Consider the following 26,129-nt stretch of genomic DNA (forward strand, 5'->3'; position numbering starts at 1 on the left):
GACGGGATCTTTCAAGAGTGGCGCGGGACGAGAGGAAGGACGACTGCTACTTGACGCTGCCGACGGCGAGGCCCTCACGCAGCAGCCGGAACGACAGCACGTAGACGGCCAGCAGCGGCAGCGAGGAGATGACCGCGAGAGCCATCAGCCCGGGCCAGTCGATCCCGTACCCCGACGTCTGCTGCGCGATGAGAGCGCTGATCGGGTAGTTGACCGGAGAGAGGAAGAGGTTGATCGCGAAGAGGAACTCGCCCCAGGCGACGAGGAAGATCAGCGAGCCGACCGTCGCCATGCCGTTTCGAACGATCGGGACGACGACGGCGAAGAAGGTGCGCAACCGACCGGCCCCGTCGATGGAGGCGGCCTCTTCGATGGCGTCGGGCACCGCGGCGAAGAACGGTCGCAGCAGCAGCACGGCCCACGGCAGCAACATCGCCGTATCGGCGAGGACGAGACCGGCGGTGGTGTCCAGAAGACCGAGCCTGCTGAAGATCGCGAACAGAGGGATGATGCTCGCCGTCTGCGGCACCATCTGCAGGAAGATCAGCAGCCCGAGGACGAGACCGGCGACGACGCCGTCGACGCGGCGCAGCGCGTAGGCGAACGGGACGCCGAGCGCGAGCACCAGTGCAGTGGTCCCGAGGGCGATCTGCGCCGACTGGGCGAGCGCCGTCGCGAGGGCGGGGTTCGCGAGCGCCTCCGCATAGGCGTCGAAGGAGGGCGCCGAGAGGATCGCTCCGCCGACCACGTCGCCCTGGCGCTTGAGGGAGGTGAGCACGATCCAGACAAGGGGCAGCCCGTACAGGACGTAGAGCACCACGCGTACGGTGAAGGCGACCGGCTCCCGGGTGCGGGACGGTCGCGCGACGCGGGTCGCAGCGCCGCCTCGCAGGCGGGTCAGGGGGGCGGTGAGGGTGCTCATCAGGACTCGCTCCTGGTCGATCGGACGTAGACGACGGCGAGGACCGCCACGATGGCGAGGGCGATGATGCCCGTCGCGGAACCAAGTCCGTAGTCGTGCTGGACGAAGGCCTGGGAGTAGCTGAGGTAGGGCAGCGTGGACGTCGCGTCTCCGGGGCCGCCGGCGGTCATCACGTAGATGAAGTCGAAGCTGCGGAAGGCGTAGACGACGGTCAGGATCGCCAGGATGACGGCGGTCGGCCGCGCCGCGGGGATGAGGATGCTCCGGATCTCCTGCCAGCGGCTCGCGCCGTCGACCGAGGCCGCCTCGAGGATCTCGGGGTCGATGCCCAGCAGAGCCGACCGGAAGACCAGCGCATTGAAGGGGATGACGGCCCAGGCGTTCACGATCGCGACCGAGAGCAGCGCGAACCTCGCGTCGTAGAGGAAGGGGACGCCCTCCGCCGAGAGGCCGGTCGCCCGCACGAGCGTGTTGACCAGACCCTGATCGGCGAGGAGGAACTTCCAGATGCTGCCGTTCACCACGGGCGGCATGGCCCAGATGAACACCATCATCCCCAGGAGGAAGGCACTGCCCAGCCGGGAGGAACGGAGGGCGATCGCCGCTCCGAGTCCTCCGACGACCCCGACGACCGTGACCAGGACCACGAAGGCCCCGGTGCGCAGCGTGGCGCCGCCGAGGTCGGAGCCCTGGAGCAGCGCGAGGAAGTTCTGCACTCCGACGAACGGCCAGTCCCCGTTGAGGGTTCCGGAGCTGACCTCGCTGACGCTCATCCTCATCAGCAGGTAGATGGGGTAGAGCGACAGCGCCGCGAGCAGCACTCCTCCCGGTGCGGCGAAGCCCAATCGGCCGCCGCCGACACCGGATCGTCTCCGGGTCGTGGTCGAGGTGCTGCTCACGGTCGTTCCGTTCTCTCGTCGGTCTCTGCTACTGCTGAAGCAGCGGCGTCAGGGTCGTCATCAGGTCGCCCGACAGCTGCTCGGGGGTCCCGCTACCGGCGACCGCCGCGCTCCAGGACTCACCGACGGTCTGCAGCACCTTCGCGACGTTCTCGGACGGGATCGCCGGGTCGGGCGAAGTGTGGCCGTCGTCCTGAAGGATCGCCGCGAACTGGGAAAGGATCGGATCGCTGCCGACCTTGTCGTCGGCAGCCGCGTCGGCGCGGGCGGGGATCGAGCCGAAGGCGTCGAGCAGCGTCAGCTGCCCCTGCTTCGAGAAGAACTCCTGCTCGAGGTACTCCTGCGCGAGCTCCTTGTTCTCGGAGAAGGCGCCCACGTTCTGCACCTCACCGCCGAGGTAGACGGAGCCGTCTTCACCGACGGGGATCGGCACGACCCCGTACTCGAACGCGGCGTCCTTCTCGGCCGAGGTGATCTGCCAGTTGCCGTTCACGGCGAAGGCCGTGTTCCCCGCGGCGAACTGCTGGAAGGGGACCGTCTGGTCCCACGTCGCCGCCTCCTTGGTCAGATAGCCCTTCTCGGTCCAGTCCTGCACCATCGCGAACGCGTCCTGCAGCGGCTGCTGCTCGGGTGCGGCGTAGTCCCACCCGGCACGCGAGAGCCACGGGAACGCCTGCCACTCTCCCTCGGAGTTCGCCTTGCCGGTCAGCGTGATGCCGTCCTTCCCGGCGGCCGTGGCCGAGGCGAGATCCGCCTCGAGCTCCTCGAACGAGGTGGGAGCCTCGACACCCAGCTCGGTGAGGATGTCCTGGTTGTACCAGAGGCCGATCAGGTTCACGAAGCCCTGCACGCCCATGACGTCGTCACCGACCTTCTGCACGACGGCGTCAGGGAACTGCCCGGCGTCGGCGTACTGGTCCCACCACTCGTTCATCGGCTCGATGGCCTTCGCCTCGGTGAGGGTGAAGGTGTCGGCGGCGTTGTAGACGACCACATCGGGGCCGGTGCCCGTTCCCGCGGCCTGCACGAGCTTGTTCGTCAGCTGGTCGAACGGAACGTAGACGTTCTCGACTGCGACCCCCTCGTGCGTCGACTCGAAGTCCGACGCGAGCTCCTCGAGTCCGGCGGTCTGGCCGTCGACGGAGTAGTAGTGCCAGACGGTCAGGGTGTCGCCGCCGTTCCCGGCCGAGGCGCCTCCTGCGGACGACGGCGTGCAACCGCTGAGGAGAAGGGCCGCAGTGGCGGCTGTGACCGCTGCGACAATGCTGATCCGGGTGCTGTGACGCCTCACGACGTGCCTCGCTTTCACTGTCTTCATTGACTCGGCCACCTGGTGCCAGGTATTTCATCGATGAAATCGAGGACCGCTGTCGGCGATAGTAGAGCCGCCGGGCCGCCTCCGTCAATATCCGCGATTCACCCGGTCGTATCGCGGTGCGCTGGTCGAGGCGTGCATACTGTGCGCACCAGTTCATCGATGAAACGGAACGGCCATGACCTCGCACCCCGTCCACCGAGCGCACGGCATCGTGCACCCCGCCTTCACGGTCGGGACGATCGATTCGCGGCTCTTCGGATCGTTCGTGGAGCACCTGGGCCGAGGCGTCTACGGCGGCTTGCTCGATCCTTCGCACGAGAGCGCCGACGCCGACGGATTCCGCACCGACGTCCTCGCGCTCGTCGAGGAGCTCGGAGTCACGACCGTCCGCTACCCGGGCGGCAACTTCGTCTCGGCGTACGACTGGCGCGACGGCATCGGTCCGGTCGAGAATCGTCCCGTCCGGCTCGATCCGGCCTGGCACACCGTCGAGCCGAATCGCTTCGGGATCGACGAGTTCGTCCGCTGGTGCCGGGCGGCGCGCGTCGAGCCGATGATGGCGCTGAATCTCGGGACCGACGGAATCCGCTCGGCCCTGCACCTGCTGGAGTACGCGAACCACCCCGGCGGCACGACGCTCTCGGACGAGCGGCGCGCGAACGGCGCCGACGAGGCGCACGACATCCGGCTCTGGTGTATCGGCAACGAGATGGACGGGCCGTGGCAGATCGGCCATCTCAGCGCCGGCGAGTACGGGCGTCTCGCCGCCCGCACCGCCGCCGCCATGCGCGCACTCGACCCCGACCTCGAACTGATCGTCTGCGGCAGCTCGAACGACCGGATGGCCACCTTCGGAGCCTGGGAGCAGGAGGTGCTGCTGCACACGGTCGAGCACGTCGACTTCGTCTCGTGCCACCAGTACTTCCGCTACGACGGCGACCTCTCCGCGTTCCTCGCCTCCGGCGTCGCCATGGACCGCTTCATCACCGCCATCGCCGACACGATCGGACAGGTCCGAGCACAGAGGCGATCAGAGCGTCCGATCGCCATCTCCTTCGACGAGTGGAACGTGTGGGACTTCGTCGCACACGATGAACGAGTCGCCGGAGGGCTCGAATGGGAGGAGGCGCCCCGACTCCTCGAGGACCGCTACACGGCAGCGGACGCCGTCGTCGTGGGCGACATGCTCATCAGCATGATCAACAGAGCCGACATCGTCCGGGCAGCGAGCATGGCTCAGCTGGTGAACGTCATCGGTCCGATCATGACCGAGCCGGACGGCCCCGCCTGGCGGCAGAGCACCTTCTGGCCGTTCGCCCAGGCACGGCGCTCCGCCGGCGCCACCGCGCTCCGGACCGTCGTCGAGGCGGACAGCACGGGAGCGGGCGATGACTCCGCTCCCGTCCTCGCCTTCGCCGCAGCGGCGCACGCCGACGGCTCGCTCGACCTGATGATCGTCAACCGCGCGACCGACGGCGTCACGGACACCACGGTCGACCTCACGTCGTTCCCCACCCTCACGGTGACAGAGGCACTGATCCTCCGACACGAGGACCCCTTCGCGACGAACTCGGCGGAGCTCCCCGACACCGTCACTCCGCGGCCCCTCGCCGTAGCGCTGACCGACGGCGTCCTCTCGCTCCGGATCCCCGCCATCGCCTGGGTGACCGTGCGCCTCTCGCCGACCGTCGACCTGGGATGATCGGGGAACGCTCATGGGAGGGATGATGCCGATGCCGCGATCGCGAACCCGCCCGGTGACCATGGCCGATGTCGGCGCTGCTGCAGGCGTCACCGCTCGCACGGTCTCCAACGTGCTCAGCGGCAACGCCAACGTCAGACCCGAGACCCGCGATCTCGTCCTCAAGGCAGTCCGCGATCTCGGATACCAACTCAACGTCTCCGCGCGCGGACTGCGCACCGGCCAGACCGGGCTCATCACCCTCGCGATCCCGGATCTCGCGATCGAGTACTTCGGCCAGCTCGCGACGGTCATCATGTCGGAGGCCGAGCGGCACAGCTGGACCGTGATCATCCAGCAGACCGGAGCGCGCCGAGACGCCGAGATCGCCGTCCTCTCCGGCTCCAGCCGCCAGCTGTCGGACGGACTGATCTTCCAGCCCCACGCACTCGGCCCCGGAGACGAGAAAGTACTCGTCGGGGACCGCCCACTCGTTCTCCTGGGCGACAGGATCTTCGACGGCCCGGTCGATCACGTGACCATGGCGAACACAGCCGCCGCGGCCACCGCCACGCAGTACCTGATCGACCGCCAACACCGGCGCATCGCCGCGATCGGCAGCAACCCCGCCGGCGGATCCGTCAGCGCCGCAGCACTCCGCTTGGACGGATACCGCGGTGCCCTCGAGGCGAACGCGATCCCGTTCGACCCCGCCCTCGTCGCGGTCGCCACCGAGTGGCACCACGCCGACGGCGCCGTCGCGATGACGCAGCTGCTCGACTCCCGCGTCCCTCTGGACGCCGTCTTCTGCTTCAACGACACCCTGGCCTTCGGGGCACTGCACGCACTGCACGTTCGCGGCATCCGCGTACCGGAGGACATCGCCGTCGTCGGCTTCGACAACGTCACCGCCGCCGCCTACGCGATACCCGCCCTCACCACGATCGATCCCGGCAGCCGCCAGATCGCCAAGACGGCCGTCGACCTCCTCGCTCAGCGCATCCGGAACGGCCCTCCGGCGCACCCGAGCGAGATCGTCGTCGAGCACTCGCTCATCTCCCGCCGCAGCGCGTAGCACAAGCACATTCGTCAGCGACGAGCCGGTCCGCGCCCGAGAACACGTCTGGCTTTGATCGCTGCGACTTTCTCCTTCGTGCCCTCGTACCAGGGCACGGTGCGCAGCAGCGCGGCCCTCGATCCGGTGGAGAGCATTACGGCGCGGCCGCGGGGCATCGCTCCGAGCTCGTCCACGGTCAGGATCCGTTCGCGCTTCAAGGCGGTCGAGGTTGAGCGGACGCCCTTGTTGTAGCTGGCGGAGGTCGTTTCGCGGTCGTAGTCACTGACGAGCTCGGAGACGTTCTGCAGGAAGTCGTTCTCCTTGACGCTGCCGAGGTAGAGGAACGCGTTCGACGCGCTCCACAGCTTCAACATGCCCTCCTTTCCCCGTGCCGCTCATCCAGGCGTCGATCCTCCCGCCCGACGGCAAGCGCGCCTAGCCGCGAAGCCCGCGTCTCTGCGGGACGGAGGCGCCTTCGTTTCCGCGGCGGGACGGCGCTCGTCGCTCCTGTGGTGGAAGCGCGCCCGTCACTCCTGCGTGCCCGTCACTCCTGCGTGCCCGTCACTCCTGCTCAGCCGCCGCGAGGGCGCGGTCGAGCCAGTCCGCGAGCAGCAGGCGCTCCGCGGGCGTGAGACCAACGAGCTCCGGTGCGAGGGCCCGGACGCCGACGAGGGCGGTGAGCCGCCCGCCGTCGCCGGGGGAGGGCGGGTCGGCGAGGATCCCCGCGAGCACGCTGTCGAGCGCGGCGTCGGCGAGACCGGGGTCGCGGTCGGCGGCGGGGGTGGAGAGCAGGGTGGTGACCACGCCGGTGCCCGCCGCCTGGATGAGGCCGACGGCGCGCTCCTCCGGCACGCGGAGGCGGCCCTCGGCGGCCACTCGCTGCACGCGCGCGGCGAGGACCCGCCGCCCGGAGAGGGCGGCCGGCGATCCGGAGGCGCGGCCCGGATCGCTGAGGAGGCGGAAGAGCGCGGGGTTGGCCAGGCCGAACTCCACCTGCGCGGCCCAGCCCGAGCGCAGGTCCTCGACCGGGTCGACGCCCCCGGCGACGGCCGCTTCGACCGTCCGCGCCTTGGAGTCGACCCAGGTGGCCAGCACGTGCTCCGCGACCGCCTCGAGCAGGCCGTCCTTGTCGCCGAAGAGGCGGTAGATCGCCGGGGCCTGCAGCCCGGCCGCCTGGGCGACCGCTCGCGTGGTGACGGCGGCGGGGCCCTCGTCGCGGAGGAGGCCGGCGGCCGCCTCGACGATGCGCAGGCGCGTGTCGGTCGGAGGAGTGGGGCTGGTCACGTATCGACGGTAGCGCACGGTTGCTATCAAGGGAATTCCGTGGTTATCTTCCTCGTGGTATCGCTGATACCCCTCATCGGAAGGCTCTCCCCATGATCATCGTGACCGGTGCCACCGGCGCTCTGAACGGCGCCACCGTCGACCACCTCCTCGACTCCGTCCCCGCCTCCGGGATCGCCGTCGTCGCCCGCGACGCCTCGAAGGCCGCCCGCTTCGCGGAGCGCGGAGTGGAGGTGCGCGTCGGCGACTACGCCGACCCCGCCTCCCTCCCGGGCGCCTTCGACGGAGCGGATCAACTGCTCCTCGTCTCCTCGAGCGATCCGCGGGCCGACGCCGTCGCCCTGCACGGCACCGCCGTCGAGGCGGCCGTCGCGGCCGGAGTCGGACGGGTCCTCTACACGAGCCACCAGGGCGCCGCCGCCGACACCCCCTTCGGCCCGGGCCGGGACCACGCGGCGACCGAGCGCCTGCTCGCCGAGTCCGGACTCGCCTGGACGTCGCTCCGCAACGGCTTCTACGCGCACAGCCTGGGTCTGTTCCTCGGACCGTGGCGGGAGACCGGCGTGATCGAGGTCCCCTCGGACGGTCGCGTCTCGTGGACGGCCCGCGAGGACGAGTCGGAGGCGGCCGCCCGGCTTCTCCTCTCGGGGAGCCCGCAGGACGGGCCGATCATGCTGACCGCGACGGAGGCTCCGACGTTCGAGGAGATCGCCGGGATCGCGGCCGAGGTCGGCGGGCGGCCCGTCGAGCTGCGCGTCCTCGGCGACGACGAGTGGGTCGCCGCGCGCGTCGCGGCGGGTCAGTCCGAGTTCCTCGTGCGCTTCACCCTCGGGATGCACCGGGCGGCCGAGCGCGGCTTCTTCGCGGGCACCGGCCCCGAGCTCGGGCGCCTCCTCGGACGCGAGCCGCGCAGCGTCCGCGACCTGCTCGAAGCCGGGCAGGCAGCCGTCGCCGGATGACGCCGGGCGGGCCGCCCCGGGCCCGCCCGCGTGACGAGGCGCCGCGCCGTCCGTCGAAGCGCGGCCGAGGCGGCGGCGTCTCGGCGTCAGGGCGGTTTCCCGGCTCCCCCCGCACGACGACGGGAGCCCGCCGCACCGGTGAGGTGCGACGGGCTCCCGAGGAGTGCCGTGCGTCAGCCGCAGCTGCGCGCGCTGTAGGGCGCGGTGGCCGTGGCCGTGACGGTCTTGCCGCCGACCGTGGCCGTGCCGGTGACCGTCGCCTCGCCCGCGGCGAGCTGCGTCGAGCGCACCGTGAACGCGGCGGAGCCGGAGGCGCCCGGCTTCACGCCGGCGATCGTCTTCACGCCCTCCGGGGTGCTGATCGAGACGTCCATCGGCACCGTGTCTCCGTTCTTGCCGACGACCGTCAGCACGACCTTGCCGGCGACGCAGCGCGACGTGGCGGTCGCGCTCACCTTCAGCGAGGACTGCACGGTGACCGTGACCTGCACAGGCATGCGCGACGCGTCCTGCGCGACGCCCGAGACCGTGAAGGTCCCGGCCGTGGCGTAGGCGGCGGGCGCGACGGCGTCCCAGGCCACGCCGACCGTGCTGGTGGTGCCGGCGGCGGTCGTGATCGTGGCGCGGGGCAGGACCGGCGCGGTGCCGACCGTGGTCGTCGCGGTCAGCGGAGCGACCGAGGCGACGGCCAGGCCGGGGGCGTAGCCCTCGAGCACCTTCTGGTACTCGGAGCGCGTCACCGGGATGACCGTGCCGTGGCGCGGCTTGCCGCCGTCGGCGTTCTGCGGCAGGCCCGTGCGGAGCTTCGCTCCGAGCGGCTGCCAGGAGTCGCCGTTCGCGAGGTCGTCGGTGCCGAACGGGATGTAGTGGTTCGGCCCGTCGTGGTAGTTCGGCTGGTCGATGAAGAGGAACCAGTCGAGGCCGTTCACGTCGCCCTCGTTGGCGGGGAAGACGTTGGGGCCCTCACCGCTGGTGAAGGTCTTGCCGGGCTCGCCGTTGGGCAGGCCCGAGGCCACCTTCTCCTTGACCAGCGACCACTCGTCCGCCGGTCCGCCGGTGCCGGGCAGCGAGCCCGAGACGGTGGCCAGCAGGTCGGTGCTCTTCTCCTCGCGGAGGGTCATCGACGCCTCGTCCTTGGTGAAGCGGTAGTAGGTGTCGCCGTCCTTCGCGACCGTCGAGTCGATGGTGCCCTTGCCGGCGCCGCGCTTGACGTCGATCCACGGCTTCGCCTCCGAGAAGGAGGTGAAGTCCTCGGTCGTCGCGTACATCATCTGGTTGTAGGTGACGGAGGCGCGATCGGCCGTGTTCGTGGTCGGGTACATGTTCGAGGCCCAGAAGACGACGTAGGTCTGGAGCTCGTCATCCCAGTACGCCTCGGGGGCCCATGTGTTGCCGGCGAAGTCGGTGGAGACCTTGACGTGGCGCTGGGCGGACCAGTTCACCAGGTCGGTCGACTCCCAGACCTCGATGTACTTCGAGCCCGACTTCTGCGCGGTGTCGAAGCCGCCGGGGAGCCCGTCGATCTTCAGGTCGGTGGCGAGCATGAAGAACTTGTCGCCCTCGTGCGAGCGGATGATGAACGGGTCGCGCAGGCCCATCGTCCCCAGGTTCGAGGTGAAGACCGGCTTGCCGCCGTTCAGCGTGTTCCAGCTCAGCGCGTCGTTGCCCTTCGAGGCGGCGAGGCTGATGCGCTCGGCGCCGTCGCCCTCTCCGGTGAAGAACGCCCAGACGTACGCCTCGGTGTCGTCGGTGCCGGCGGGGAGCGGCTGCACCCGGAGGGTGAAGTCGCGGGTCCGGGTGGTGGATCCGCTGGTCGCGGTCGCGCGGACGACCACGTCGATCGCGGGGCTCCCGGTCGCGGGGCGGTCGACGTCGATGGTGCGGGTGCCGGCGGCGCTGCCGTCGCGGACGGTCGCCCCGCTCGGGCTGACGACGCTCCAGGCGATGCTCGAGCCGAGCGTGCCGGTGGTGGGCACCGAGACGTTCGTCCGGATGTCGCCGACGTCCGGGATGGCGATCGCGGCGAGGTCGCGCTGGACCTTCGTCGCGTCGTCCAGCTGCGCGGCGACGCGCACCGTGTAGTCGACCGAGCGGGTCTCGGTGCCGACCCTGTAGGTGGCGGTGAGGGTGGCGGTGGCGTCCGGCTGTCCCGCGGCGGGGCGCGTGACGGTCGCGGTGCCGCCGGTGATGGCCACGGCCGCGCTGTTCGACGTCCAGGTGATGCCGACGCCGCTGGCGGTGGTGGGCACCGTGAAGCCGGCGGTCGCCTCCGTGGGCACCGTGACCGACGCGACGGCGCGGTCGAGGGCCTGCGAGGAGTAGAGCGCCTGCACGGAGCTGCTGCTGAGGGCGCTGTCGTAGACGGCGAAGTCGTCCATCTCGCCGTTCCAGCCCGGGTCGTTGTAGGTCGAGCGCGCGATGTACGCGACGAGCGACGGGCCGAACGAGGAGACGTCGCGGGCGATCGTGCTCTGCGAGATCTGCGCGCCGTTGACGTACACGGTGAGCTTGCCGGTCGAGCCGTCGATGACGGTCGTGTAGAGCGAGAGGCCCGAGGGGGTGCGCGCGCCGACGGTCGGGGTGCCCGTCGCTCCGGCGCCGACCTCGGTGTTGTAGGGAGCGCCCGCGTTGACCGAGTTGGTGACGACCGACTTGGTGTAGCCGGAGAGGTTGCTCGGGTTGAGCAGCCAGTAGCCGGAGGAGAACGAGGCGCCGGAGGCGACGGGCGCTCCGACGAACGCGGCGGCGACGTTGCCCGTGCCGCCCTTGTGGGCGAGCCAGGTGGAGAAGGTCAGGTCCTTCTTGCCGACGAGGCCGGCGGTGGGGATCTCGAGGTAGGGGGCGGCCGCGGCGGATCCGCCGGGGAGGCTGATGAGCCCGTTGCGGAACTGGGCTCCGGAGCCGCGCAGCGTCGCGCTGTAGCCGTTGCCGCTGGTGTCGGCGACCGTGGTGCCGGTGGGGGCGGTGTCGAACGTGTAGTGGAGGAGCGGGGTCTCGGTGGCTCCGAAGGCGGAGCTGGGGACCGTGGCGCCGAGCAGCGCCGTGGCGGCGACGGTCGCGACCGCCAGAGCGGTCCTCACCGCCGATCGTGATCGTCTCATGCAGATAGGCCCTCGTGATCGGGTGCGGCGTCGAGGCACGATCCGCAGGGCCGCGGAGGTGTGCGTCTTCGCACGGGATGTGAAAGTGAACATCCTAGATCGCGGTACCGGATCCTGACCAGACCCCGGGAGAGGTCTGCGGGCTCGTGCAGAACGCCCGCCGAGAGCGCGATCCCTCGCCCGCCGACGCACAGGCCCTCCTCTCCGCCGACGTTCTGCAGGAGCCGGCCGGGTGGCACGATGTCCGCATGGCCTCCGACCGCCCCGTCCTGCTCGTCGTCGACGTCGCCGACGGCGGCCGCGAGGATCCCGAGTTCGAGATCGAGCTGCAGCTGCTGACCGCGAGCGTCGTCACGGCCGCCACCGCCGCGGGCTTCGTGGTCGACCGCATCCCTGCCGAGCAGGCCGGCGCCGCCGAGCTCGAGCGCCGGCTCGCCGCCGCCGACGCCGTCGTGGTCACCGGAGGGGAGGACGTCGACCCGTCCCTCTACGGCGGCCGACCCGACGACCCGCACCGCGGCCAGTCCTTCCCCGCCGCCGATCGCGCGCAGATCGCGCTCGTCCGCCGGGCCGTCGAGACGCGGACCCCGCTGGTCGGGATCTGCCGCGGGATGCAGCTGGTCAACGTCGCCCTCGGCGGCGACCTCGTGCAGCACCTGCCCGGCGCGGGTCACGTCGGCCGGTCGGTCCCCGGCGAGCACCTGTCGGGGATGGTCGACCACCGCGTGGCGCTCGAGCCGGGCAGCGCCCTCGCCGGCATCCTCGGCGCCGCGGAGCTCGTCGTCCGCAGCTCCCACCACCAGGCCGTCGACCGTCCGGGCGAGGGCCTCGTCGTGGTCGGCCGCGCCGACGACGGCACCGTCGAGGCCCTCGAGCACGAGTCCGCGCCGCTCTGGTGCGTGCAGTGGCACCCGGAGGACGCGGGCTCGCGCGGCACCGTGCTCACGGACCTGCTCGAGGCGGCGCTCGCCGCGACCGCTACTTGATCGACCCGCGCATCACTCCGCTGACCACCCAGCGCTGCGCGAAGAGGTACACGATCAGCAGCGGCGCCATCGCCATCAGGTAGGACGCGAAGGCGACGGTGTAGTTCGTGTTGAACTGCCCCTGGAAGACGTACTCGGCCAGCGGCAGGGTGCGGGCGGACGGGTCCGAGAGCACCACGAGCGGCAGGATGAAGTCGTTCCACGCCCACACGCAGGTCAGGATCCCGACGGTCGCGTTCATCGGGCCGAGCAGCGGGAAGATCACCTGCCAGTAGGTCCGCCAGGTCGAGGCGCCGTCGGTGCGCGCCGCCTCCTCGAGCTCGATGGGGATCGAGCGGATGAAGGCCGTGTAGATGAACGTGTTGATCGAGAGCCCGAACACGGCGTAGAGCAGGATCAGCCCGGCCTGGTTGTCCAGGCCCAGCAGGGCCGTCTCCTTCACCACCGGCAGCATGATGATCGGGAACGGCACGAAGACCGCGGCGAGCAGGTAGAAGTAGACGCCCTTGAAGAACGGCCTGTGCATGTTCCGGGCGACCGCGTAGGCGACCATCGAGTTCGAGAACAGCGTCAGCACGACGGCTCCGACCGTGATCAGCGCGGTGTTCACGAAGGCCTGGGGGAAGCGGGTCGCCGTCCACGCCTCGGCGAAGTTGCCCCACGAGATCGAGGTCGGCAGCTCGAACCCTGTGCCGCCGAGCTGGTCGGGCGTCTTCAGCGCGGTCACGACGGCGAAGTAGAGCGGCAGGAGGATCGTCAGCGAGCAGACCGCGATGAGCGCGGTCGCCCACCAGTTGATCCGGTAGGTGTCGCGGGAGGGCCGGCGCCGCCCCTCGGGCTCGCCGAGGGCGATCGCGGTCGTGGGGGTGATGGTCGATGTCATCAGAACGACGCCTCTCTGCGGCTGAGGACTCGGAACTGGATCAGCGAGACCACGATGATGATGAGGAAGTAGAGGACGGCGTTGGCCGTCTGATAGGCGTACTCGCCGCCCTGGAAGCCGCCGCGGTAGATCAGCAGCGTGATCGACTCCGTCGAGGTGCCGGGACCGCCGTTGGTGAGGGCGATGATGTGGTCGAACACCTGGAGGAAGTTCTTCATCGAGATGACCATGTTGATCGTGAAGAAGGAGGCGATCAGCGGGAACGTGATCGAGGTGAACTGCCGCCACCTCCCCGCTCCGTCGAGCGAGGTCGCCTCGTAGAGCTCGCCCGGGATCGTCTGGAGTCCGGCGAGGTAGATGATGATCGAGAAGGCCGAGGCCTGCCAGACCGCCAGCACCACGATCGCCACCCACGCCCAGTCGGCGTTCGCGAGGATGTTCTCGCCGATCACCGGGATCGCGCCGAGGATCTGCGGCAGCGAGTTCGCGAAGAGGTACTGGAACACGTAGCCGATGACCAGGGTCGAGAGCACGTAGGGGATGAAGTAGATCCCGCGGAACGCCGTCTGGAACTTGATCCGCGCGTTGAGGGCGACGGCGATGGCGAGCGAGATCACGTTCACCAGCACGGTCGCCACGATCGCGAAGCCGAAGGTGAACCCGTAGGCCTTCCAGACACGGTCGTCCTGGAGGAGCGCGAGGTAGTTCGAGGCGCCGATCAGGTCCCACGAGCCGTAGCCCGCGTAGTCGGTGAAGCTGAAGAAGATTCCGGTGAGGACCGGGACCGTGTGGAGCACGAAGAAGAGCAGGACGGCGGGGACCGTCATCCAGTAGAAGGTCTTCGAGGTGCGCCCGATGATGCGCTTGCGGCGCGCGGGCGGCGGAGGAGTGGTCGCCACCGCCTGCGCGGCGGCCGTCGTGGTCGTGGTCATGGGGTCACTTCCTGGTCGTGCGTGCCGCGACTTTGCGCCACTCACTGTCGAGGGTCCGGAGCGCCGCGTCGGCGTCCCCGCTGGCGAGGAACGCCTGGAGCGTGGGGTTGAGCGGGATGCTCGCGGGGATCTGGTGGTCGACGAAGCCGATCAGCCGTCCCTGCTCGAAGTAGGGCTGCAGCTCGGCCAGCGTGGGGTCCGAGTTGGGTGCGGCGCCGACCAGCGGCGAGAAGGCGGCCTGGCTCGCGACGTACGGCTCGACGACTCCGGGGGTCAGCAGGAAGTCGACGAAGCGGCGGGCCGCGTCGAGCTTCGGAGTGCCGCGGCCGATGGCGACGGCCACGTCGACGCCCGAGGTGACCCGCGTGTCCGCGGGGTCGTCGAGCACCGGGTAGGGGAAGACGCCGAGATCGATGTCGGGGTTGTTCGTGCGCACCGGGTTGATCGCCCAGATGCCCTGCGGGTACATGGCCGCCTCGCCCGCGGCGAAGGCCTGGTTGCCGTCGTCGTAGCCGCGGCCGAACGAGCCCTCCTGCGTGTACGAGAAGAGCTGCCCGAGCCGCTCCATCGTCGTCGCGTAGTCCTTCGTGAACGAGACGGGGGAGTCGGGGCCGAGCGCCGCTCCCTCCTCGCGCATCGCGTCGAAGAAGCCGTCCGGCTGCAGCTGCCCGCCGAGCGCGTTGAAGGCGGGGGCGCCGGTCCAGTTGTCGAGCAGGGCGCCGTAGAAGGGAGTGATCCCGGCGGCGGTGAGCGTCTCGCAGACGGCGATCAGCTCGTCCCAGGTGGTCGGCACCTCGATCCCGTTCTCGGCGAAGATCGTGCGGTTGTAGAGGATCCCGTCCGCGTTGTTCGCGAAGGCGAGCGCGTTCACCTCGTTCCCCTCGAAGCTGCCGAGGGCGGCGAGGATGTCGAGGGCCGCCGGGTTCACCCGCTCGACCAGCTCGTCGCCGGTGAAGTCGTGGAACACGCCGGCCTTCGCGAGGTCGGCGTAGTAGCCGCTGCCGTTCAGGGTCAGCACGTCCGGCACCTTGTCCTTGACGAGCAGGGTGCGGATGGCCGTGTCGGGGTCGGGCACGTTGTTGGCGACGACCCGGATGTCCGGGTTGGCCGCCTCGAACTCGCGGATGATCCGCGCGAAGTCCTCCACCGCCTCCGCCTTGAACTGGAAGAAGTCGAGCGTGGTCACTCCGTCGCCGGCGCCGGGGGAGGCGCAGGAGGCGAGGGCGGCGGCGGACGCCGCGGCGAGCGGCACCGAGAGGAACAGCCGCCGGGAGAACCCGGGGGGATGCGGATGAGCGGACATGCGGCGCCTCCTTGCGCGTGGGGACAGGTCTCAGGGCGCGCTCGACCGCGGAGGGCGGTGAGCACGAGCACGACGAGCTGCTCCGGATCGAGGACGGGGGCCTGGAGCCCGACAGTGCCCAGCACGCGGCCGCGGAGCGCGGTCCCGTGCTCGGCCCAGCCGAGCGGCGACTGCCCGGGGCCGCCGAGCGGCGACGTGACCGGGGCGAGCGCCACGGAGTAGGTGCGCTCCGGGTCCAGGCCCGGGAGCGTGATCCGTCCGGGCGGGTAGGTCTCGCCGGTGCGCAGCTGGGTGAAGGTGAAGAGGGCGGCGGAGCGGTCGGCGGCGACGACTCCGGAGAGCGAGGCGGCGTCGTCGGCGAGGTCGGCGCGCACGACCGTCCCGGTGTGCAGCAGCGCCCGGTGCTCGCGGTGGAAGGCGACCCAGGCGGTCAGCTCCTCCTCGACGGCGGGGGCGAGATCCGAGACGTCCCACTCGATGCCGAGGTGGCCGGGCAGCGCGGTGCCGGCGCGGAAGGCGAGCGAGTGGGTGCGCTGCGTCGAGTGCGACCGCGGCCCTCCGATGTGCTGCCCCATCAGCTCGGGCGGCACCACCAGCTGGGTGAAGGGCTGGATGGTCTGCCGCTCGAGCGGGTCGATGCAGTCGCTCGTCCAGATGCGGTCGGTGCGGGCGAGGATCCCGAGGTCGACGCGGGCGCCCCCGGAGGCGCACGACTCGATCTCGACGCCGGGATGCCGGGAGCGCAGCTCGTCGAGCAGGCGGTAGAGCGCGAGCACGTTCTCGTGGACGGCGGAGCGGCCGGTGGCGGGCGAGACCGCCTCGATCACGTCGCGGTTGTGGTCCCACTTGAGGTACGCGATCGGGTACTCGGTCAGCAGCGCGTCGAGGGCGCCGAGCACGTGCTCGAACGCGCCGCGCTGCGAGAGGTCGAGGACCTGCTGCTGCCGCCCCGAGGCCGGGAGATGGCCGGCCGGGCCGAGGATCCACTCCGGGTGCGCGCGGGCCAGGTCGGAGTCGGGGCTGATCATCTCGGGCTCCACCCAGAGGCCGAACTGCATGCCCAGGCCGGTGACGACGTCCGTCAGCGGGGTGAGGCCCTCCGGCCAGACCGCGGGATCGACGGTCCAGTCGCCGAGCGCGGCGGTGTCGTCGCGGCGGCCGAGGAACCAGCCGTCGTCGAGCACGAAGCGCTCGACCCCGATCCGCGCGGCCCGCTCGGCCAGGGCGGTGAGGCGAGCGAGGTCGTGGTCGAAGTAGACGGCCTCCCAGGTGTTGAGGGTGACGGGCCGCGGAGCGACGGGGTGCTGCGGGCGGGCGCGGAGCGACGCGTGGAACCGGGCCTGCAGAGCGCTGAGCCCGTCGCCCCAGGAGCCGTAGGCGACCGGGGTCTCGTAGCTCTCGCCCTGCGCGAGCTCGATCTCGGCGGGCCGCAGCAGCTCGCCGGCCGCGAGGAGCGAGACGCCCTCGACGGTGCGCTCGGCGCGGAGCGAGGTGTCGCCGCTCCAGCCCAGGTGGACGCCGTGCACGAGCCCGCGCTCCCAGCCGAAGCCGGGCGTGCCCGCGGCGAGGAGGAGGGTCGCGTCGGCGCCGGGACGGCCGCGGCGGGTGCGGCGGGTGTGCTCGCCGATGGTCAGTGGGCGGCGCTGCGGGTGGCGCTCGCGGAGGTGGTGCCCGGTGGTGTCGAGGATCTCGCGCGCGGTCGCGGGGAGCGGGAAGCCGAGCTCGAAGCGCTCGAGGCGGAACGGGCGGGCGTCGAGGTTCTCGACCCGGGCGCGCTGGGTGAGCAGGCCGGCCGCATCGACCTCGAGGTCCACGGTCAGCCGGACGCCCGCGCCCGTGGCGACGGTCCGGAGGGCGGAGCCGAGCGCCTCGATGCTCTCGACCTCGAACCGCTCCGACGCGGCCGCGCGCTCGTGGGTGCCCTCGAAGGTGGGGGCGTGCTGCCAGCCGTCGGCCTCGACGGCGACGAGGCCGAACGGCGCGAAGGCGTCGAGCCCGCCCGAGACGCGCTGGGGGAGGGCGGCGTCTGCCAGGGCGGATAGTTCGGCGGCGGAAAGATCTCCGAGCGCGGCGCCCCAGTGCACGATAGTGGGGAAGGTGACGAGGCGGGCGTCGACGACGACGCTGGTGCCCCCGTCCTGCAAGTGGAAGAGGCGCGATTCCCGGCCGGAGAGGGTCACGGAGTCGTTCGTGGGGGCGATGCTGCGGTGCATGGCTTATTTCTAGAGCAGAAGTAATAGGGGTGTCAAGAGCGGCGCGAGTGGCCGGATCTGTTCCTGGGGCGGCGCGCTACCGGTAGCTTTCTACCAGGCCGGAAAGAAGGAGCCCCGTGACCGACACCATCGTCGCCGAGGACGCCTCCGGGAGCTCCTCCGAGCTCCTGGCGCGCGAGGTCCTGATCCACGGTCCCGTCTCGCGGGCCGAGCTCGGCCGCCGCCTCGGCCTCTCGCCCGCCAGCCTGACCCGGCTCGCGCGCCCGTTCCTCGACGGCGGCCTGGTCGTCGAGGGCCCCGAGCAGAGCACCGGAGTCGGCCGCCCCGCCCGGCCGCTCGACATCCGCGCCGACGCGCTGAGCTTCGCGGGCGTGAAGATCACCGGCACCGAGGTCCTCGCCGTCCGCACCGACCTGCGCGCGCGCACCGAGCGGGAGCTGGTCCGCCCGCTGCCGGGCACGGAGCCCGCCGACGTGATCGCCGCGATCGTCTCGGTCGTCGACGAGCTCGGCGGCCCCTCCGCCTTCGCCGGCCTGGGCGTGACGCTCGGCGGGAGCATCGCCGCCGACGGCCGGGTGAGCCGCGCGCCGTTCCTCGGCTGGCGCGACGTCGACCTCGCCGCTCCGCTCTCCGCCGCCCTCGGGCTGCCGGTCGCCCTCGAGAACGACGTGGTCGCGCTCACGGGAGCCGAGCACTGGTTCGGGCGAGGCCGCGGCATCCCGCACTTCGCGGTGCTCACCGTCGGCGCGGGCGTGGGCTACGGACTGGTGGTGCACGACCGGGTGGTCGCGCCCCCGGAGGCGGGGCTCGGCCTGGGCGGCCACTACCCGCTGGATCCCACCGGGCCCGTCTGCGAGGCCGGCCACCGCGGCTGCTCGACCGCGATGCTCAGCCTGCCCTCGCTCCTCCGCCAGCTCTTCGTCGCCACCGGCCGCGAGCTGACCCTGGCCGAGGGCTTCGCCGCCGCTCGCGCGGGCGACCCCGGTGCCGAGCGCATCCTCGCCGACTCCGGCAACGCGCTCGGGACGATGATCGCCGCGATCGGCAACCTCTCGATGTCCGGCACGGTGATCCTGGCCGGGGAGGGTGTCGCCCTCTACTCGGAGCAGGCCGCGGTGGTGGACGCCGCGATCGCGGCCACGCGCGACCCGGACGCTCCGCCCCTGGCGCTGCTCGTCGACGACGGCGGGCTCGTGGAGTGGGCGCGCGGCGCGGCGGCCGTCGCGATCCAGCGGCTGCTGCCGCGGATCGCGCTCGGGACGCTGGGGTAGCGGGGCTCCGCGGCGCGCGGGTGCTCGGGGTGCCGGGTCTCCGCGCCCAGTGGGCCGTCGGCACGCTCGCCCGGCGGGTCTCAGCGCCGCGGAGGCTCGGGATGTCGGCCCGGCGGGTGTCCGCTCCGGGCGGGTACCGGGACGCCGGCCTCGCGGGCTAGACGCCGAGCGCCGAGCCGGGCAGGTCGCTCTGCAGGCCGTCGACGATCCGGCCGAACGCCGCGATCGCCTGGTCGTCGCCGAGACGGCCGGAGTCGACTCCTCCGGCGATGCGCAGGACCTCGGTCCGGCGCTCCGCCCGCTCCACCGCGTCGAGCCCGGAGGCCCCGATCGCTGCGGATGCGCGCACTCGCGCGACGATCGTGCCGACGTGCCATCTAACGCGTGCCATCTGTCTCCTCCTGAAATCCCCGCCTCTCTTCGGAGCGGACGCACACCCGGATGGGTGCGCGTCCCCCGTCCTCACCCCCGTCGCTCCGGCGATGCGTCACGAACGGTCGTCATCCGGCCGCCGTGGCGACCGTTCGTGACGCATCGATCGAGCTGGGGAGGCGGAGCGCCCGCTCGCGGAGAGGGGGCCGGGGCGCCAGACTGACGGCGAGCGGAGGGAGGCACGATGCGACGCCTCCGCGCCCTCGCCGCCGCGCTGCTCCTCCTGCCCGCCATCGCGGCCTGCGCGCAGGCAGGCGCGACAGGCGCCCCGAGCGGCACCGCGGCGGCCACCGCGGCTGCGGCCACCGCGGCTGCGACCACCGCCACCCCGGCTCAGGCCGCCCCCGACCCGGCCCGCTCCTCCGCCGCGTCCGCCCCGGCTCCCGGGGTCACCGTCTCCGTCCAGCAGGACCGCTCCGACATCGCCGGCGGCACCATGGCCTTCGAGGTCCACAACGGCAGCGGCGTCCCGATCGAGGTCACCGCGGCCCGCCTCACGGACTCGCGCCTCGCCGCCCCGCTCACCTGGACCGGCGGCACGGGCGTCCCCGACGGGACCTCGCGAGACCTCCGCGTCGACCTGCCCGAGCCCGCCTGCCCGGCCGCGGAGGCGCCCGCCGCGCTCGAGGTCGTCCTCGCCATCGACGGCCACGGCGAGCACGCGTACCCCGCCGACGACCCGTTCTCGTTCGTCGACGCTCTCGCCCGGTCCGGATGCTTCGCCCGCACCGTCGACGCCGACCTCGCCCTGCGGATCGACACGTCCGGAGGCGCCGCGCACGAGCCGGCGCGCCTCACCATCACCGCCGACGTCCGGGGCACCCCCCTCGTGCTCCGCAGCGTCGACGCCACGATCCTGCTGCAGCCGCCCGACGCCGCCGACGCCTGGACCCTCGACCGCTCCGTGCCCGCCGGGACCCTCGACTCCGTGGTCCTGGACGCCGTCCCCACCCGCTGCGACACCCACGCGCTCGCCGAGGACAAGGTCGGCACGCGCCTGCCGGTCACCGTCGAGACCGCGGGCCGGCAGGGCACCGTCGTCGTCGCCGCGACCCCCGAGCAGAAGGGCGAGCTCTACGCGTTCATCACCGCGTACTGCTCGTCCTGAGCGGGGAGGCGGGCGGCGCCGCACTGCTGCCCGCAGCGACCGACGCCTCCACCGCCACTGTTCGGTCCCGTCCGCTTCACGCCGGCGCCGTGCTCAGCGCCTGCAGCCCCGTCACCCGCAGCAGGTCGAGCCGCGCCTCATCCTCGCTGCCCGGCGCCACCGTGTAGACGACGATCCGCAGGTCGGTGCCCGGAGCCGTGAGCACGTCGCAGTCGATCGTGATCGGTCCGACGGGCGTCCGCGTCACCGTCTTCCGGCTCGCGCGGTGCTCGGCGATGCGCGCCTCCGCCCAGCGCCGCTCGAACTCGGGCGACTCCTCGCGCAGCCGGGCGACGAGGGCGGCGAGCGCCGGATCGCGCGGGTAGCGCCCGGTCGCCGCGCGCAGGTCGGCCGCGAGGTCGCTCGCGAAGTCCTCCTCGTGCTGCGCGTCGAACTCGGTGCCCGCGTGGCCCGAGGTGAAGTGCCGCCAGACGAGGTTCCGCTCCAGCCCGGTGAACACCGAGGGGTCGCCGTTGAGGGCGGCCCAGAGCGGGTTCCACAGCAGGATGTCGTGGGCCGCCGTGAACACCGCGAGCGGCACGTCGCCCAGGCGGTCGACGATCCGCTGCACGCCCGGGCTCACGTGCTGCGGCACGACGCCCGGCGAGGGGACGGCGGCGCCGGCGACCCGGTAGAGGTGGTCGCGCTCGCTGTCCGTGAGCCGGAGCGCCACCGCGAGAGAGCGGAGCATCGACGGCGACGGGTTCCGTGCGCGTCCCTGCTCGAGCCGCACGAGGTAGTCGACGCTCACGCCCGAGAGCGCCGCCAGCTCCTCGCGGCGCAGGCCCGTGGCGCGGCGGCCCGAGCCCGCGGGCAGGCCGACGTCGGCGGGACGGATGCGGTCGCGCCACGAGCGCAGCACCGTGGCGAACTCCTCCATGCCGCCCATCCTCCTCCGCCCGCCGTCGCCGAGCCAGGTACTGCCGGTCCCCCCGTCGAGCGCGGCCTGGTCGAGGCCCGACCACCCGCGCAGGATGGGCGCATGACCACGACACTCATCACCGGAGCGAACCGCTCCCTCGGCCTCGAGACCGCCCGCCGACTCCTCGAGGCGGGCCACACCGTCTACGCCGGCATGCGCGACACCGCCGACGGCGACGCCGCCCGCGCGCTCGGCGCCCACCCCGTCCGCCTCGACGTCACCGATCAGGCGAGCGTCGACTCCGCGATCGCCTCCCTGCCCGGGCTCGACGTGCTCGTCAACAACGCCGGAGTGCTGGGCACCTCGTTCGGCGTCGACGACCTCACCCCGGAGGCGATGGCGGGCGTCCTCGAGACGAACGTCGTCGGCATCGTCCGCGTCACACAGGCCGCGCTCCCGCTGCTGCAGGCCTCCGCGGCCCCGGTCGTCGTGAACGTGGCGTCCGGAGTCGGCTGGCCGCGCTGGCTGAGCACCGAGGGCCACGACGAGTTCCCCGTCACCGCGATCCCCTACGCGGCATCGAAGGCGGCGGTCGTCGCGCTCACCGTGCAGTACGCGAAGAACCTGCCGGCGATGCGGATCAACGCGAGCGACCCCGGCTACACCGCGACCGACTTCAACGGACACGGCGGGCACCAGACCGTCACCGAGGGCACGGACGCGACCGTCGCGCTCGCCCTGCTCGGCTCCGACGGGCCGACGGGCGAGTTCCACGACCGGCGCGGGCGCATCGAGTACTGAGCTACGGGGCGGGCGCGGTCGGCCGGACGCCGGCCCGGACCCGGCAGGCGTCCGCGTGCCCGTTCGAGGAGCCGCAGCCCCGAGCCCGGCGTGCGTCAACGCGCCCGTTCGAGAAGATCCCGGCCCGACCCTACGTGCGTCCGCGTGCGCCCGAGACGCGGTGAGGTCCCCGAACCCGCCCTCGGCGCACCGGCCAGCACATGGTGATGAGGTGTCCTGTCTGCGCGGTCACCGGTCCTCGGTGCTGGGCTGTGAGTGACGGCCGGAGCCGGGACGCTGCCCACCGCGTGACAGAGGGCCGGATGAACCGCCGGCCCGACGGTGCGTGCTCGCTCCGGTGCGCCTACCGACTCACCGCGTCTCGTGTCAGCTCTGCAGCTCGACCCCCCAGTTCGTCCTCTGGACGTCGGCGTCGAGCCCGCGCAGCTCGCGCGCCACGGCGTCGGCCTGCTCGCGCAGCTCCCGCACCGGCAGCGCGGGCAGGCGGCGCAGCTCGCTCCGGAGCTGGCGGTAGCCGCGCTCGCCGGCGGCCGCGTCGGCCGCGCGGGTCAGGAGGCTGTGCCGGGCGCGCAGGGCCTCGCGCCGGGCGAGCGCCGCGGTCAGCACCTCTCCGGTGGGAGTGGTGGCCGTCGCGTTGGTGAGGTTGATCGCCGTGACCAGCCGCTCGAGCTCGCCCAGTGCGCGCGTGCAGTCGGCGAGCAGCTCGGCCGGGTCCTCGGTCGGCTCCTCTCCCTCCTGGTAGGAGGCGTTCGCGACGATCCGCGACTGGAGGGCCTCGATCCGCTTCTGCAGGTCGGCCCGCTCGAGGAGTGCTTCGGCGAGAGTCATGCGACCAGGCAAGCACACATCGACGGGACCCGCGCCCCTAGGCTGCGACCGTGCCGCTGCAGAACCATCCCGGAGACGTCGAGTTCCCCGTCCGACCCCGGCTGCGCTACGCGCGGGCGGCCGATGCGCACCGGCGCGGGCAGGGCGCCGGACGCCGCGCCCTCCTGGTGACGGCCTTCGCGGCTCCGGTGGGCCTGGTCGGCTTCGCATGGGGGCTCGCGCTCGGCGGCGGCGAGAGCGTCGTCGCGTTCACGGCGTTCGCGTTCGCACTGGCCTTCGGGCTGCTCGCCGCCACGGTCGGCTTCCAGCAGTGGGATGCGCGCGCGCCGCGCCGCGAGCAGCTCGCCTACCTCGGCGCGGCCGACTCGCCGACCCCGTCCCTCCGCCAGCAGCAGCTGCTCGCGCTCGACGCGGTCAGCGACTTCTCGTTCGCCGGCTGGAACTCCTCCCTCGCGTTCCAGCCCTCGTGGGCCGAGCTCCCGGAGGAGCTGCGGCGCCGCTACGCCGACGGAGCGAAGGGGGCGCCCTGGCAGCAGCTGCCGCTGCATCCGCTCGTCGAGCACCGGGTCGCGCTCGACCGCGACTTCCGCATCGCCTCGGCCGACGACGTCGAGCTGCTGGTCGCCGACGTGCTCACCCGCGGGCCGCTCTCGACCCGCTTCGCCGAGGTCTCGGCCTCCGCCGACGCCGAGCGGATGCGCTCCCGGGTCGCCGCGCTCACGGGCGGCAGCGAGTTCCACCTCCTCGAGCTCGCCCAGGCGGTCGACGGGCGTCCGCCGCTGCTCCTGCTCGCGGGCGACGCCGAGCGCACGATCGGCGCGATCCGCTACGCCTACGTCGCCGGCTACCTCCCGGCGGCGCGCGCCTGGGAGCTGCTGGCCGCGGTCGGCGACCGCGTCTTCGAGCGCTACTCCGGCTGGGACGCCTACTGGGCCGACGCGGCCCTCGCCATCGCCTTCCGCACCGACTCCCTCGGCGCGGTGCAGCACCACCATCGTCTGCGCGCGGAGCTCGCGGCCTCGGGGTGGCCGGCGGCGGCGGTGCCGTACCCGGGCTGAGCGCGGGGCGGCTGCGGAGACGGTGCGACCGAGCTGGAGCGTCCGGACCGGAGGCGTGCTCCCGCGCGGTGACCTCCCTCGCCCACGGGGCTGTCGACGCGGAGAGAGCTGCGGCCCCGGCGTCAGCCCAACTTCGAGGCGGGCACCGTCTCGAGGTGGAGCAGGTCGCGGCGCAGGCGCTGCGAGCGGACGTAGCTGCTCAGCACGTGCTCGGGCGAGGGCGGGGAGTCGCTCCCGCCGAGGAGGGCGCGCGCGGTCGTGAGGCGTGCGCGGCGGATCTCGTCGAACACGGTGGTGCCGTTCCGCGCGAAGGTGCGCTGCAGCGTCCGCTTCGGGACGCCGAGGCGCTCGCAGATCTCCTGGACCGAGAGGCGGGGGTCGGTGGACATCGCGGCGATCAGGGCGAGGGCGCGCGTGTAGACGTCCTCGCTGCTCTCGCGCGGCAGCGAGGTCGCCAGCACAGCGCCCGCCAGCTGCTCGACGGCGGCCCGCACCAGGGGGAAGGCGGGGGAGTCGGCGTCGAGGGTGGAGCCGAAAGTCGCGTTGACGGTCGAGAGCAGGATTCCGCGGCTGGCCGCGTCGGCCTCGGTGACGACGGCGCCACGGTCGGCCGAGTCGACCAGGCCCAGCAGTGGGCGGTCGAGGGCGATCTCGGTGCGGGCGCTCGGGGTGTCGGTCACGATCGTGAACGGGGAGTCGCAGTGGAGGAAGGCGATGTCGCCCGGCGCGACGCGGACCTCGAGTGCCGCCGGATCGTCCGGCTGGATCACGAGCGCGCCCTCGAGCGGGATGATCAGGCGGACGCCCGGGCCGGCGGCGGAGGTGCGGTGCAGGCGGGCCGGCGAGTGCCAGATCCGGAGCACGTCGACGCCGTCGCTGCAGAGGGTGTCGGCCACGATGCGGAACGCGCCGTTCGCGCGGACGTCGACGCCGCTCTGGGCCAGCCACGCGGCCGCCGCGGTGTCCCGGCGGGACACCCCGCGATCGACGATCGGTCGGCTGCCTTCTGCGATTCCCCTCACGGCGGAGTCCTTTCCTCTGGCGCGTCCTCCGTACGACGCGATCCCTCTACCCTGGCCGATCCGGCCCGGTGGTGAGAAGTCTTCATGCGATCGCATCGTCGCTCACCTCCACCGCAAGGTGTCGGATCCCGCCATCGGGGGACGGAACCTGACCTCGGGAGTGCGCCTCGGATCGACGTGGACCTCGAGCGCGGCGACGTCGGTGAAGGGCCGGTCGTCGCTCGTGCGGCCCCGCAGCACGATGGAGTGGCGGAGCGTCCGGGGCGCCCGCAGCGGCGCGATCGTGTAGTGCGCGACGGCCACGAACCCCGCTCCCGGGGCGACCCGCTCGGGCCGGCCGACGACGGTGACCGGGGCCTCGTCGTAGTCGAGCTCGGCGCCCGAGCCGTCGGTGAAGGAGCCGCAGAACAGGGCGAGGTCGTGCAGGGCGGAGGTGCCGGAGTTGTGGAACTGCATCCAGAAGGTGATCACGGCGACGGAGCCGCACGCGGGCGCGAGCCGCACCGCGCTGCCGTCGAGGACGAGGTGCGGAGGCGCATCGAGCGTCGGAGCTCCGAGCATCAGCCGCGCCGCCTGACGCCCGCCGCCGGTGCGGCCACCGGTTCCGCTGCGCGTCCCGCCAGCTGCAGGAGGCCGCACGCGGCGACCACTCCGACGAGGGCGGCCGCCCAGCTCAGGTCCTGCTGGTCGAACTCCCGGAGGCGCGCCGGGACGCCCGTGAACCCGAGGATCCCCTGGGCCGCGGCGACGGTGGCGAAGGCGAGCAGCGCGGCCGTGGCGGCGACCGCGGCCGGGGTGGGCGGGTCGCCCTCCGAGTCCTGGGCGAAGCGGCGTACGGCGTGCGCGAGGGCGAGTGCGCAGAGGGCTGCGGCGACGAGGGCGGCCGCGGTGTAGGCCGGGCCGGCGGCCAGGAGGAGGAGGGCGCCGACGACGACCCGCAGGCAGGCCGGGAGGACACCGGGAGCGCTGCATCCGCGCGCGCCCGGGCCTCCGCCGAGGGCCGCGGCGAGGGCGCGGGACTTCTCGAGGCGCCTCCGGACGCCACGAGGACCGATGGTGCGGAGCAGGGCGGTCGCGCCTGAGGCGAGCAGCGCGACGCCGACGAGCAGGGGGAAGACGAGGGCTGCGGCGGGCAGGACGGGGGCGGCGTCGCGCTGCTCGCCTCAGGCG

Annotated in this window: 23 protein-coding genes; 8 read left to right on the forward strand and 15 right to left on the reverse strand. The window is 72.4% G+C overall.

All coding sequences use genetic code 11. The annotated features are described in order from the left end of the window. Positions 1 to 46 precede the first annotated feature (46 nt). The 3 genes from C5C57_RS12450 to C5C57_RS12460 are packed head-to-tail and all read right to left on the reverse strand — an operon-like array spanning position 47 to position 3,112. Positions 47 to 922, reverse strand: coding sequence for a carbohydrate ABC transporter permease (locus tag C5C57_RS12450; protein ID WP_104224039.1), 876 nt, complete (start codon positions 920 to 922; stop codon positions 47 to 49). Continuing rightward, the gene (locus C5C57_RS12455) at positions 922 to 1,821 is read right to left on the reverse strand and encodes a carbohydrate ABC transporter permease (RefSeq protein WP_104247247.1); all 900 of its coding nucleotides are present in this window, start codon (positions 1,819 to 1,821) and stop codon (positions 922 to 924) included. Before C5C57_RS12455 ends, C5C57_RS12450 begins: the two co-directional genes overlap by 1 nt. Positions 1,822 to 1,849: 28 nt before the next feature. Then, positions 1,850 to 3,112: an extracellular solute-binding protein gene (locus C5C57_RS12460; protein ID WP_181069195.1), complete on the reverse strand. Its 1,263-nt coding sequence runs from the start codon at positions 3,110 to 3,112 to the stop codon at positions 1,850 to 1,852. A gap of 202 nt (positions 3,113 to 3,314) precedes the next feature. Between C5C57_RS12460 and C5C57_RS12465 the strand changes: the two genes are divergently transcribed. Together C5C57_RS12465 and C5C57_RS12470 are read left to right on the forward strand one after the other, a co-directional pair. Next, entirely contained in the window at positions 3,315 to 4,841 is a 1,527-nt protein-coding gene (locus tag C5C57_RS12465) for an alpha-N-arabinofuranosidase (RefSeq protein ID WP_104260521.1), read from the forward strand. A 31-nt stretch (positions 4,842 to 4,872) separates the two neighbouring features. Continuing rightward, positions 4,873 to 5,895, forward strand: a complete 1,023-nt coding sequence (locus tag C5C57_RS12470; RefSeq protein ID WP_104257515.1) for a LacI family DNA-binding transcriptional regulator — start codon at positions 4,873 to 4,875, stop codon at positions 5,893 to 5,895. Between the two features lie 14 nt (positions 5,896 to 5,909). On the opposite strand, the gene C5C57_RS12475 is transcribed toward C5C57_RS12470, so the two are convergent. After that, a complete protein-coding gene (locus tag C5C57_RS12475; protein ID WP_104247249.1) occupies positions 5,910 to 6,251 on the reverse strand; it encodes a TraM recognition domain-containing protein in 342 nt (113 codons plus the stop codon). A gap of 187 nt (positions 6,252 to 6,438) precedes the next feature. After that, complete coding sequence (locus tag C5C57_RS12480; RefSeq protein WP_104273706.1) at positions 6,439 to 7,161, reverse strand: TetR/AcrR family transcriptional regulator; 723 nt, start codon at positions 7,159 to 7,161, stop codon at positions 6,439 to 6,441. Positions 7,162 to 7,253: 92 nt separating this feature from the next. On the opposite strand from C5C57_RS12480, the gene C5C57_RS12485 reads away from it, so the two are divergent. Beyond that, positions 7,254 to 8,120: an NAD(P)H-binding protein gene (locus C5C57_RS12485; RefSeq protein WP_104297670.1), complete on the forward strand. Its 867-nt coding sequence runs from the start codon at positions 7,254 to 7,256 to the stop codon at positions 8,118 to 8,120. Positions 8,121 to 8,293: 173 nt separating this feature from the next. Here C5C57_RS12485 and C5C57_RS12490 read toward each other — a convergent pair whose 3' ends face one another. Continuing rightward, positions 8,294 to 11,200, reverse strand: a complete 2,907-nt coding sequence (locus tag C5C57_RS12490) for an immunoglobulin-like domain-containing protein (protein WP_181069197.1) — start codon at positions 11,198 to 11,200, stop codon at positions 8,294 to 8,296. A 269-nt stretch (positions 11,201 to 11,469) separates the two neighbouring features. On the opposite strand from C5C57_RS12490, the gene C5C57_RS12495 reads away from it, so the two are divergent. Further along, positions 11,470 to 12,207, forward strand: coding sequence for a gamma-glutamyl-gamma-aminobutyrate hydrolase family protein (locus tag C5C57_RS12495; protein ID WP_104348596.1), 738 nt, complete (start codon positions 11,470 to 11,472; stop codon positions 12,205 to 12,207). On the opposite strand, the gene C5C57_RS12500 is transcribed toward C5C57_RS12495, so the two are convergent. From C5C57_RS12500 to C5C57_RS12515, 4 genes are read right to left on the reverse strand one after another with little or no spacing between them, the layout of a single operon-like run. Beyond that, the gene (locus C5C57_RS12500) at positions 12,200 to 13,090 is read right to left on the reverse strand and encodes a carbohydrate ABC transporter permease (protein ID WP_347877594.1); all 891 of its coding nucleotides are present in this window, start codon (positions 13,088 to 13,090) and stop codon (positions 12,200 to 12,202) included. The genes C5C57_RS12495 and C5C57_RS12500 overlap by 8 nt on opposite strands. After that, positions 13,090 to 14,022 (reverse strand): carbohydrate ABC transporter permease, encoded by a 933-nt coding sequence (locus C5C57_RS12505; protein ID WP_104297673.1) that lies wholly within the window; start codon positions 14,020 to 14,022, stop codon positions 13,090 to 13,092. Before C5C57_RS12505 ends, C5C57_RS12500 begins: the two co-directional genes overlap by 1 nt. A 4-nt stretch (positions 14,023 to 14,026) precedes the next feature. Then, positions 14,027 to 15,274: an ABC transporter substrate-binding protein gene (locus tag C5C57_RS18510; protein WP_258072748.1), complete on the reverse strand. Its 1,248-nt coding sequence runs from the start codon at positions 15,272 to 15,274 to the stop codon at positions 14,027 to 14,029. Continuing rightward, positions 15,205 to 17,538 (reverse strand): alpha-galactosidase, encoded by a 2,334-nt coding sequence (locus tag C5C57_RS12515; RefSeq protein WP_104297675.1) that lies wholly within the window; start codon positions 17,536 to 17,538, stop codon positions 15,205 to 15,207. The genes C5C57_RS18510 and C5C57_RS12515 overlap by 70 nt, the downstream gene beginning before the upstream one ends. A gap of 116 nt (positions 17,539 to 17,654) precedes the next feature. Here C5C57_RS12515 and C5C57_RS12520 point away from each other — a divergent pair, with 116 nt between their 5' ends. Beyond that, entirely contained in the window at positions 17,655 to 18,809 is a 1,155-nt protein-coding gene (locus C5C57_RS12520) for an ROK family transcriptional regulator (RefSeq protein ID WP_104260513.1), read from the forward strand. Positions 18,810 to 18,966: 157 nt separating this feature from the next. Here the strand turns inward: C5C57_RS12520 and C5C57_RS12525 are convergent, their stop codons facing one another. Further along, positions 18,967 to 19,200, reverse strand: a complete 234-nt coding sequence (locus tag C5C57_RS12525) for a hypothetical protein (protein WP_104297676.1) — start codon at positions 19,198 to 19,200, stop codon at positions 18,967 to 18,969. A gap of 225 nt (positions 19,201 to 19,425) precedes the next feature. Here C5C57_RS12525 and C5C57_RS12530 point away from each other — a divergent pair, with 225 nt between their 5' ends. Then, on the forward strand, positions 19,426 to 20,349 hold the full coding sequence (locus C5C57_RS12530) for a hypothetical protein (RefSeq protein WP_104297677.1): 924 nt from the start codon (positions 19,426 to 19,428) through the stop codon (positions 20,347 to 20,349). A gap of 76 nt (positions 20,350 to 20,425) precedes the next feature. Here C5C57_RS12530 and C5C57_RS12535 read toward each other — a convergent pair whose 3' ends face one another. After that, complete coding sequence (locus C5C57_RS12535; protein ID WP_104269773.1) at positions 20,426 to 21,268, reverse strand: helix-turn-helix transcriptional regulator; 843 nt, start codon at positions 21,266 to 21,268, stop codon at positions 20,426 to 20,428. Positions 21,269 to 21,370: 102 nt separating this feature from the next. On the opposite strand from C5C57_RS12535, the gene C5C57_RS12540 reads away from it, so the two are divergent. Further along, positions 21,371 to 22,051, forward strand: coding sequence for an SDR family NAD(P)-dependent oxidoreductase (locus tag C5C57_RS12540; protein WP_104232897.1), 681 nt, complete (start codon positions 21,371 to 21,373; stop codon positions 22,049 to 22,051). Positions 22,052 to 22,417: 366 nt separating this feature from the next. On the opposite strand, the gene C5C57_RS12545 is transcribed toward C5C57_RS12540, so the two are convergent. After that, positions 22,418 to 22,879 (reverse strand): DIP1984 family protein, encoded by a 462-nt coding sequence (locus C5C57_RS12545; protein WP_104224023.1) that lies wholly within the window; start codon positions 22,877 to 22,879, stop codon positions 22,418 to 22,420. A gap of 50 nt (positions 22,880 to 22,929) precedes the next feature. Here C5C57_RS12545 and C5C57_RS12550 point away from each other — a divergent pair, with 50 nt between their 5' ends. Beyond that, on the forward strand, positions 22,930 to 23,937 hold the full coding sequence (locus tag C5C57_RS12550) for a DUF1266 domain-containing protein (RefSeq protein ID WP_104248304.1): 1,008 nt from the start codon (positions 22,930 to 22,932) through the stop codon (positions 23,935 to 23,937). A 122-nt stretch (positions 23,938 to 24,059) separates the two neighbouring features. On the opposite strand, the gene C5C57_RS12555 is transcribed toward C5C57_RS12550, so the two are convergent. Further along, positions 24,060 to 24,914, reverse strand: coding sequence for a helix-turn-helix domain-containing protein (locus C5C57_RS12555; RefSeq protein WP_181027279.1), 855 nt, complete (start codon positions 24,912 to 24,914; stop codon positions 24,060 to 24,062). 147 nt (positions 24,915 to 25,061) lie between these two features. After that, positions 25,062 to 25,520, reverse strand: coding sequence for a hypothetical protein (locus C5C57_RS12560; RefSeq protein WP_104227480.1), 459 nt, complete (start codon positions 25,518 to 25,520; stop codon positions 25,062 to 25,064). Between the last annotated feature and the right edge of the window lie 609 nt (positions 25,521 to 26,129).

The organism is Rathayibacter sp. AY1C5, from assembly GCF_002931705.1.
Taxonomy (GTDB): domain Bacteria; phylum Actinomycetota; class Actinomycetes; order Actinomycetales; family Microbacteriaceae; genus Rathayibacter.